Source organism: Streptomyces sp. NPDC050121, assembly GCF_044460385.1.
GTDB lineage: Bacteria > Actinomycetota > Actinomycetes > Streptomycetales > Streptomycetaceae > Streptomyces > Streptomyces soliscabiei.
This window is the reverse complement of sequence record NZ_JBITJV010000058.1, coordinates 38,157-46,763: the sequence shown is the minus strand read 5'-3', so window position 1 is coordinate 46,763 and position 8,607 is coordinate 38,157. Positions and strand designations below refer to the sequence as shown.

Genomic DNA, 8,607 nt, shown 5'->3' with positions numbered 1-8,607 from the left:
TGGGGGGGTGAACCGCACGGGGGGGGGCCGCCCGCGTACTGGGCGTACGCGGACGATCCCGACGACGCGGCGAGGCGCCGTGCCAGGCGTCGCGGGCCAGACGGGACTTTCGAAACACGCCCTAGACTCCGGCCTTCTCGCGTTCGCGGCGCTCGCGGGCGAGTGTGGCGGCGTCCCGCTTGAAGGCCCACTCCATCTTCGGTTCCACCACGAACCCCAGCACCCGCCGCACGGGCCTGGTGCACAACAGGGTGACGATGACGGCCACGAGGACGGTGACGGCGATCTCCCCGAGCGGGCGGTGCAGGGCCGGGTGGTCGAACCAGCCGCGGTAGTCGGCGGTCTTGAGCAGCAGGCCGTGCACCAGATAGCCGTAGAGCGTGCCCGCGCCGAGCGCCGTGAACCACATCGTGCGCCCCGGCACCCAGGCGAGGAAGCAGGCGGTCAGCAGCAGGGAGCAGCCGAACAGGGCCAGTTGCATGACGGGACCGACCCACCACGGCACGCCCAGCTCCTGCGCGGAGTTGCGGTGGTAGAGCCACCCGCTGTTCATCCGCGGCACCGCCCACCAGCAGAAGGCCGACGCGAAGACGAACACCGGCACCGCCGCGATCCGGACCGAGCGCCGGCGCACCAGCCGGAAGTGCTCCGGTTTCAGGTTCAGCCCCAGCACGAAGAACGGCAGGAACTGAAGAACGCGCTGGAGGTCCAGGTCGTCACCGATGTTCGGGGTGGCGGACGCCAGCATGGCGATGCCCAGCGCGAGCGGCACCGGATACCGGACCAGCTTCCAGATGGGCGTGGTCAGCCGCCAGACGAACAGCGCGCACAGGAACCAGGTCAGGTAGTAGGGGTCGAGCAGACTGATGTCCTGGGGGGAGCCGTCGACGTACGTCTTCAGGAGCGGGTAGGCGGTCTCGAAGACGACGTACGGCACGACGACGCCCGTCACCAGCCGCTTCAGCTTGCCGGGGCTCGCGTCGAAACCGCGGGAGAAGAAGCCGGAGATGAGGATGAAGGCCGGCATGTGGAACGTGTACACCAGCACGTACGCCGCCGTGAGCACCCGGCTGTCGCCCTTGAGAGGCTCCCAGGTGTGCCCCATCGCCACCAGCACGATCGCCAGGTACTTGGCGTTGTCGAAGAACGCGTCACGCTTGGTGACCGACCGCGGGGACGGCTGCCCGGTGGATCTGTCCCCGGACGGATCGTGCAGATCGTGTTCGTCGCGTTGATCGTGTTGATCGTGTTGATCGTTCTGGCTCGGAACGAGAGACGGAGCGGCGGAGAACATTCGAGGCACCCTAGCGTCGCGTACGCGTATTCGTAAAACACCCCAGGTCATTCCTCGTTATTGCTCTCCGAGTGCCTCACGGCTGCCCTTGATGTCATGATTCATCCCGACTAAAAGGTGCATAACGCCGGTTGTGTGCCGGTAGTTGACGTACATGCGGCCATCATTCGAATTACCTGCGCACATGTTGTGTGGACAGGGAAACCAACTGCCCCGATTTTCAATGCGGATGGGCTCTCGAATTGCCGTACGGGGCACTCGTGCTCGGAAGGTCCACACGATGATGTGTCACGGGCCGCATAGGGAGGCCGGGTTGGTGGCACGATGGTCTCGGGAGTGCGGACCGATCGAGGGTGTGTGATCAGTTGTGGCCATTTCACTGTCAGTGGTGCTGCTGTTGGCGATCATCCTGGTGGTACTGATCCGGGGAGGGTCGATCAAGGCGGGTCCGGCGATAGTCGCGATCCTCTTCGGCTTCTTCCTCGCCTCGACAGGCATGGCCCCGTCGATCAACCGCTTCCTCAACTCCCTCGCGGAGTCGATCAACTCGATCAGCTTCTGAGGCCGGCCCTCGCCGTGTTCCGGACACGCGCCCGAACACGACGAGGGCCGGGTCGGAGAAGTGCATCTCCGACCCGGCCCGGGCCGTACAGAGCGGGCGACGGGAATCGAACCCGCGTAGCTAGTTTGGAAGATCGCGTATGCGGACCGGGCCTGAGCTGGGAAGGCGCTGACCTCGGTGTTCCCAGCGTGCTCGCCGATGTTCCCCGTGAGTCCCCGCCGCTCGCCGTTCGATCGGGCACGCAGCGGGCACACGCGGCCTACTCACGCCCTAACAGGCGCTGGGTGTCCGTCGGGGCTCAATGAGCCCAGGCGATCTGTCAGCCGCCATCGGTGGCGCCGGATGGCGTCACCGCCTGGGTGACACTCCCAACTCGATGAGATAACGCTTTGTCACCCGGCCGCAGTACCGCCCATCGATCAAGCCCGCGATGGACCCCAGCAGCCCGTTCCTGGCGGCGTCCGGAAGAGCTCGGGTGCCGGAATAGGTCCGCAATAGCTCCAAGTACTCTGACGCGGTGTAGGTGAGTTCCTGCTCGTAGCGGCGGAAGACTGTAGGGCCGAATCGGCCGCTTCGCGCCACCTCTTCGGCATGGTCCGAGCCGTCGATGTCCGCGGCCGCGGGAAGCCGCAGCCCGGGCGGCGTCTCCGGGTCGAAGCGCTCGTAGCAGCGCTGCACCTCGAGGAAGAACTCCTCGGTGCCACCCATCACGTGTTGGGTGCGCACTACGGCGAGCGCCCCGCCCAGACGCAGCGCATCGGCGGCTTTGGTCATCCGCACCGCCGGGTCGATCCAGTGGAACGCTGTCGCCGAGACGACCGCGTCAAACGGTTCCTCCGGCAGTGGCCAGCTCTCGAACTCCGCCGTCACCACCTCCACCGCCGTGGCCTCGGCCAGATTGCGGCGGGCGACCGCAGCCATACTCGATCCCGCCTCGACGGCCGTGATCCGACAGCCCCGCCCGGCCAGAGGCACCGTCACTTGGCCGGTCCCGCAGCCCACCTCCAGAACACGGCTGTCGGGGCCGGCGCCCGCGAGTTCCGCGAGGTCGTCGTACAGCTCCGACGGGTATCCCGGCCTGGCCCGGTCGTACAGCTCCGCGTCTTCGTCGAATGTCCGGCTCAGGTGCGCCCGTCGGGACTCCTCGGGCCTGTCGTCGCGCTTCGCGCGCGTGGTGTTGTCGGGCATGCGGAGCACGCTAGGCCATGACCCGCAGGTCGGCGTAGCGACTTTGGCCGGGAGCTGCTTTGGCGCGAGTGATCATGGCCCCGTAAGCTTCCGGCGCGTCGGGCAGTCTGTGGACCTGCCCGTTAAAGCACGACGTTGGGGCCATGATCTTCGAGGCTCGCGCCAAAGTGGCTGGCTAAAGTCGCGGAGCCGACCGCCCCAGCCACGACGTGTTCTGACCTCATGCTCTGTGTGCCTGCCTCTTGGGCGGGAGCGGGCGGTCGGCGGTGCCGAGCGGGGCGGAGACATGAGCGCGGGCGCCGCCGGCCGCCCGCTCCCGCCCGGAGGAGCGAAGCGACGACGGGTGCTTGATGAGGTAGGGAAACCTGTAACAGGTGATCTCCCTGGGGTGGCTGCAACTGGCGATCATTCCCGGTCACACATCCGGCGCCTGCTGTCCCATGGTGTAGAACCCTGGGCATGGGGAGTGAGCGGCAGGAGCGCATGAAGGCGCTCGGGGCACGTCTTCGGGGACTTCGTGGAGAAGCCGGACTGACGGGTGCCGTGCTGGCGCAGCGGGCCGGTGTGGGGCAACCGACCGTGTCCAAGGTCGAGAACGGACGTATGGTTCCGAGCCTCGATGTCCTGGGCCGCTTGTCGCTCGCCCTCGACCTCGACGAGTCCACCACCCGCGAGGTGCGTGACCTTCTGGTCGCCGTGGAAGCTGCGCCGGACGCTGTCGAAGCATCCGAGGATGAGGCTCCCGTCGGGGCGGCTCTCAATGAAGCGGTGGGGTCGGCTCGGTTGGTGCGTTCGTTTCAGTGCGTCGTCCTGCCGGCCATGCTCCAGAGCGCGGAGTACGCCCGGCACGTCTTCGAAAGCGCGCCGAATACGACCCCTGAGGACGTCGGCCGTGCAGTTGCTGCCCGCGTCGAGCGGCAGAGCGTCTTGTACGAGCCGGGGCGGGAGTCGGTGTTCGTGCTGACGGAAGCTGTGTTGAGGACCTGGCCGGGGAACCCTGCGCTGATGCTTGCCCAGTTCGACCGGCTGCTGGCCGTCGACAGTCTCAGCACTGCGCGCATCGGCGTCATTCCGTGGCGGCGGCGGGTGCCGGTCATGCCGCGCCATGGGTTCACCTTGTGTGACCGGGGGGCGGTCGTCGTCGAGTCGTTCCGGGGTGAGCGGGTCTTGGACGATTCCACAGAGGTCGCGGCGTACGAGGAGACCTTCGCCCGGTTCGAGGAGGCTGCGGTCTTCGGGGTCGAGGCGCGGGAGCTCCTGGTGCGGGTGATGCTGGAGTTCCGGGAGTTGGAGGACTCCACCACTCGTTAGAGGAATAATTCCTCTAGATGCCTGGCTCATTAGTCGCGCATGGGAATACTCTGCCGCTGTGTCGTCTAGCCCCCTAGACGAGGAGGAGTGTTCCCATGCTCAAAAGTTGGTGCCGCATGTTTCCTGGCCTGGCCTGGCAGGTGGCCGAGGCCCGTCACTTCGTCCGCAGCCTGCTGGAAGACGAGGGGTCGGACTTCGTCGACGACGCCGTCCTGGTCGTCGGCGAGCTGGCGGCCAATGCCGTACGTCACTCGCGGAGCGGCTGGTACGGCGGGTGGTTCCTCGTGGTCGTCGGTTTCGGCGACGACCTGGTGCGTATCGAGGTGATCGACCAGGGCGGCGACGGCGAGCCCCAGCTCCGCAGTGTGCGCAGTCACGTGGAGGAGGGCGGCCGCGGGCTGATGCTGATCGCGGCCTGCGCCAAGGACTGGGGCGTGAAGGACCGGCCCGCCGGGAGCCGTTGCGTCTGGGCCGACCTGGCGCGGGTGAGCGTGCGATGACGTCCCCCTCGCTGGTGGCGCGTGGTCGCCTCGTGGACAGTGGAGGGTGAGCCCCCGGGGTGTACCTCGACGGAGAGCCAGGTTCTACGTGATCGGCGTTCGTTCCGGGCGGCGTCTCCCGCCCATACCGTCTAGGGCCCTAGACTCCTGGGTACTTCTAGGAGGTGTGGTCATGTCGGACGAGTTGCAGCGGATCACCGCGATCGATGATCCGTACCTGCTCCTGCGGGAGGTCACGACCCGGTTGGCCGACGCGCAGCACGAGGTCACCGAGCTGGCCCGGCTCCGTCGGCGCGTGGTCCAGGACCTTCACGCCCAAGGGCTGTCCTACGCGCAGATCGCCGAGAAGGCCGGCCTGAGCCGCGGGCGGATCCATCAGATCCGCCATACCGGACCGGCGCCGGAAGGGGCCTTCCTCGGGCGGGGTGCGGTCACTGTCGCGACTCCGTTGCGGCGGGACGACGAGCGCGGCCGTACGGTCGTCGCCGTGGACGACGTCAGTTCCGGCAAGCGTCTGGAAGACCTCGCGCGGTCCTACGGTCTCGACGTCACCTCGGAGCATGTGCCGGTGAGCGGCGACATCGACCTCAACCGTGACGGCCTGGTCGTCGTCTGCGGCCCGCGCATGTCCCAGCAGATGTGGGACACCTACGCGCAGGATCCCGTACTGCGCTGGGAGCGCGCGGAAGGCGGGCCCTGGACGGTCGTCGACCGGCGGACCGGCACCGCCTACCGGTCGGGACAGGACAGCGATCCCGCCCGCCCGTACGACGTGGGCTATGTAGGCCGGCTGCCGCGCCCCGACGGCAACGGCTCGCTGCTCGCCATCGCTGGTATCCACACGCAGGGCTCCCTCGGCGTCGTGCAGTTGCTCGCCTCCGACCTGAACGCGCTGTGGGGCCAGGTGGGCGACCATCGCTTCTCCACGCTGGTAGGCGTCGAGTACGACCCGGAGACCAGCGAACCGCAGTCCGTCGAACTCCTCACCCCCCTCTACCGGCACGACGAGGACCCGTCGGCGTGAGGGTCACCCTCGCCTCACTGCCCGCCGAACCGGGCCGGGAGAACGAGGACTTCGCCGCCGCCGCTCCCGGAGCGGCCGTCCTCCTCGACGGTGCCGGAGTGGCCGGCGCGGAGACCGGGTGCACGCATGGCGTCGCCTGGTTCTCCGCGACGCTGGGCGGGCTGCTGCTGAGCACCATCACAGCGCACCCCGCCCGGCCGCTCGCCGAATGCCTCGCCGATGCGATCCGCGCCGTCCGCTCCCTGCACGAGGACAGTTGCGACCTGGCCTATCGGGCCAGTCCGACGAGTACGGTCGTCGCCGTCCGGGCAGACGCGGGAGTTCTGGAGTACCTCGCACTCGGGGACTCCTCCCTCCTCCTGGCCCACCAGGACGGCGCTCCGGCCGTCGTCACCGACCGCCGCCTGGACGACGTCGGCAAGCGGCTGCGCGGGCCGGTCGACGCACTTCCCACCGGCTCACCGGAACACGCCGCGGCCTTGGCCGAGTACCGGAACGCCCTGACGGGGTTCCGCAACCAGCCCGGCGGCTTCTGGATCGCAGGGCCCGAACCGCGCGCGGCCGAACACGCCCTTACGGGTGCGGTGCCGCTGGAGGCGCTCACGTCCGTGACGCTGCTGAGCGACGGCGCTACGCGACTCGTCGACCGCTTCCAACTCGCCACGTGGCAAGAGACGTTGGCTGTACTCGCCTCGTCCGGGCCCGGTGAGCTGCTCCGCCGCGTACGTGAGGTCGAGGCCGGCGACCGTGAGGGCCGGCGCTGGCCACGGGGCAAATCGCAGGACGACGCAACCGCCCTGCACTGGACGCTGCCGTAGCGCGATCCCGCGCATCGAGACTCACACGTATACCCCCCTAGACAGTTGACGATCCGTCGGGCTATTGTCGTCGTCAACCCCCCTAGACAGTTAGGGCGGGTCACTCCCTGTGCTGTCTAGGGGGGTATTCAGTTCGATGCGGCGCTGGCAAGGCGTCGCCGACCAAGTGAGGTTCAAGAAATGCGTGTCATCCCCGTAGACGCCTCGGCCGCGACGCTGCTGGTCACCAAGCTGCCCGAGGTCAAGGTGAGGGACCGTCAGACCGGTGAGATCGCCGTCGACCCGGTCACCAACGACCGGCTCATGGTGCTGGAGCTGGTGTTCATCGCGGCGGGCGGTTCGGACATGATCAAGGTCACCGTCCCGGAGAAGGGCGTTGGCGAGGGCCTGGTGATGGGAGCTCCGGTCATCCTTCCCGGCCTCGTCGCCCGGCCGTGGGAGAGCGAGTTCGGCGGGCGGATGCGTCACGGCATCGCCTACCGGGCGGACGCCGTCATGGTCAACGCCCCCGCCTCGGTGCAGGGCTGATCGCCATGACCAACACCGCCTGGGCCCTGACGCTGTGCCTGCTGGCGCTCGCCGCACTGCTCGTCCTGCGCCCTCGTATGCCGGTCGCGTTCTGGTGGCTCGTCGGCTACCCGTTCGTCGCGCTGCGCGTGCTCACCACCTACCGGACCACGATGGACGCCTGCGGCCTGACGGTCCCGGCCTCGGCCGTCCGTCGGGCCACGGCCCGGATGATTGGGCGGGAAGCCGCCCCCGTCCCGCCTCGGCGGTCGCTGCCGTGGCCGACCGGGTCCGGGCTCGTGATGCGGCTGCGTATGGCGACCGGACAGGCCCCCGAGGACTTCATCGCCTCGGCCGACCGGCTGCGCCACGCCTGGGCCGCGCACGCCGTGCACATCCGCCCGACCAAGCCGGGGTGGCTCGAACTGCGGCTGATCGGCTGGGACGTGCTCTCCGACGTGCAGCCCGCACGGCGGTGGAAGCAGCGCGGCCCGCTCACCCTTCCGATGGCGCTTCGGGATGACGGGCGCTGGCACGTGCGGGACTTCCGTGCCGTGCCGCATGAACTCATCCTCGGCGCAACGCAGTCCGGGAAGTCCGTGTACCTGCGGAACTTGGTGTGCGGTCTGGCCCGGCAACGCGTCGTGCTTGCTGGGATCGACTGCAAGTGGGGCGTGGAACTCGCTCCGTTCGCGCCCCGGTTGTCGGCGCTTGCCGACACCCCGGACCGGGCGAACGAACTCCTCGACGTCCTGCTGGAAGAGATGGAGGCACGGTTCCGCCTCATCGGGCTCTCGTCCACTGCGGGCCCTGACGCCGTGCTCACCTCGGACGTGTGGGGACTGCCGGACGCGGTACGGCCGGTGCCGGTCGTGGTCGTCGTCGACGAGGTCGCCGAACTCTTCCTCGCCGCGAGCCGGGACGACGAGAAGCGGCGCGACGCCATGGTCACCAAACTGATCCGCATCGCCCAGCTCGGCCGCGCGGCCGGCATCTATCTCGAAGTGTGCGGGCAGCGCTTCGGCTCCGAACTCGGTAAGGGCGCGACCATGCTGCGCGCACAGCTCACCGGCCGCATCTGCCACCGGGTCAACGACGAGTCCTCGGCGAACATGGCGCTGGCCGACATCTCCCCGGAAGCGGCGCTCGCCGCCACCGCCATCCCGGCCGACCGTCCCGGCGTCGCCATCGTCGGCGACTCCTCCGGCGGCTGGTCCCGAGCCCGCTCGCCTCACCTCACCCTCGAAGAAGCGGCGGACGTCTGCCGGGCAACGTCCGCCCTCGTGCCGGAACTGCCCCGCCTCGACTCCTTCCGGCCCGCCGTCGCCGTCGAGTCTGCCGGGTCGGCTTCTCCCTCCGCTGCCCCGGCCGTGCCCATCGGTCGTCCGGTGACCGAGTAGCCG

The 8,607-nt window shown here is 68.7% G+C and carries 9 protein-coding genes; 7 read left to right on the top strand and 2 right to left on the bottom strand.

Translation table 11 applies throughout. From position 1 onward, the window contains the following. Window positions 1–121: 121 nt before the first annotated feature. Entirely contained in the window at window positions 122–1,294 is a 1,173-nt protein-coding gene (locus ACIBTS_RS45245) for an acyltransferase family protein (protein WP_399327205.1), read from the bottom strand. A 367-nt stretch (window positions 1,295–1,661) separates the two neighbouring features. Between ACIBTS_RS45245 and ACIBTS_RS45240 the strand changes: the two genes are divergently transcribed. Then, window positions 1,662–1,856 carry a hypothetical protein gene (locus ACIBTS_RS45240; RefSeq protein WP_079662250.1) on the top strand — a complete coding sequence of 65 codons (195 nt, stop codon included), beginning with the start codon at window positions 1,662–1,664 and terminating at the stop codon, window positions 1,854–1,856. Window positions 1,857–2,204: 348 nt separating this feature from the next. Here ACIBTS_RS45240 and ACIBTS_RS45235 read toward each other — a convergent pair whose 3' ends face one another. Next, a complete protein-coding gene (locus tag ACIBTS_RS45235) occupies window positions 2,205–3,044 on the bottom strand; it encodes a class I SAM-dependent methyltransferase (RefSeq protein ID WP_399327203.1) in 840 nt (279 codons plus the stop codon). 459 nt (window positions 3,045–3,503) lie between these two features. Between ACIBTS_RS45235 and ACIBTS_RS45230 the strand changes: the two genes are divergently transcribed. The 6 genes from ACIBTS_RS45230 (at window position 3,504) to ACIBTS_RS45205 (ending at window position 8,604) form a co-directional block, all read left to right on the top strand. Then, a complete protein-coding gene (locus tag ACIBTS_RS45230; RefSeq protein WP_399327201.1) occupies window positions 3,504–4,355 on the top strand; it encodes a helix-turn-helix domain-containing protein in 852 nt (283 codons plus the stop codon). 95 nt (window positions 4,356–4,450) lie between these two features. Further along, window positions 4,451–4,855, top strand: coding sequence for an ATP-binding protein (locus ACIBTS_RS45225; RefSeq protein WP_399327199.1), 405 nt, complete (start codon window positions 4,451–4,453; stop codon window positions 4,853–4,855). Window positions 4,856–5,027: 172 nt separating this feature from the next. Then, entirely contained in the window at window positions 5,028–5,879 is an 852-nt protein-coding gene (locus ACIBTS_RS45220) for a sigma factor-like helix-turn-helix DNA-binding protein (protein ID WP_399327197.1), read from the top strand. After that, window positions 5,876–6,697, top strand: coding sequence for an integrase (locus ACIBTS_RS45215; RefSeq protein WP_399327195.1), 822 nt, complete (start codon window positions 5,876–5,878; stop codon window positions 6,695–6,697). Before ACIBTS_RS45220 ends, ACIBTS_RS45215 begins: the two co-directional genes overlap by 4 nt. Window positions 6,698–6,877: 180 nt before the next feature. After that, entirely contained in the window at window positions 6,878–7,225 is a 348-nt protein-coding gene (locus tag ACIBTS_RS45210; RefSeq protein ID WP_399327193.1) for a hypothetical protein, read from the top strand. A 5-nt stretch (window positions 7,226–7,230) separates the two neighbouring features. Further along, complete coding sequence (locus tag ACIBTS_RS45205) at window positions 7,231–8,604, top strand: FtsK/SpoIIIE domain-containing protein (protein WP_399327191.1); 1,374 nt, start codon at window positions 7,231–7,233, stop codon at window positions 8,602–8,604. Window positions 8,605–8,607 lie beyond the last annotated feature (3 nt).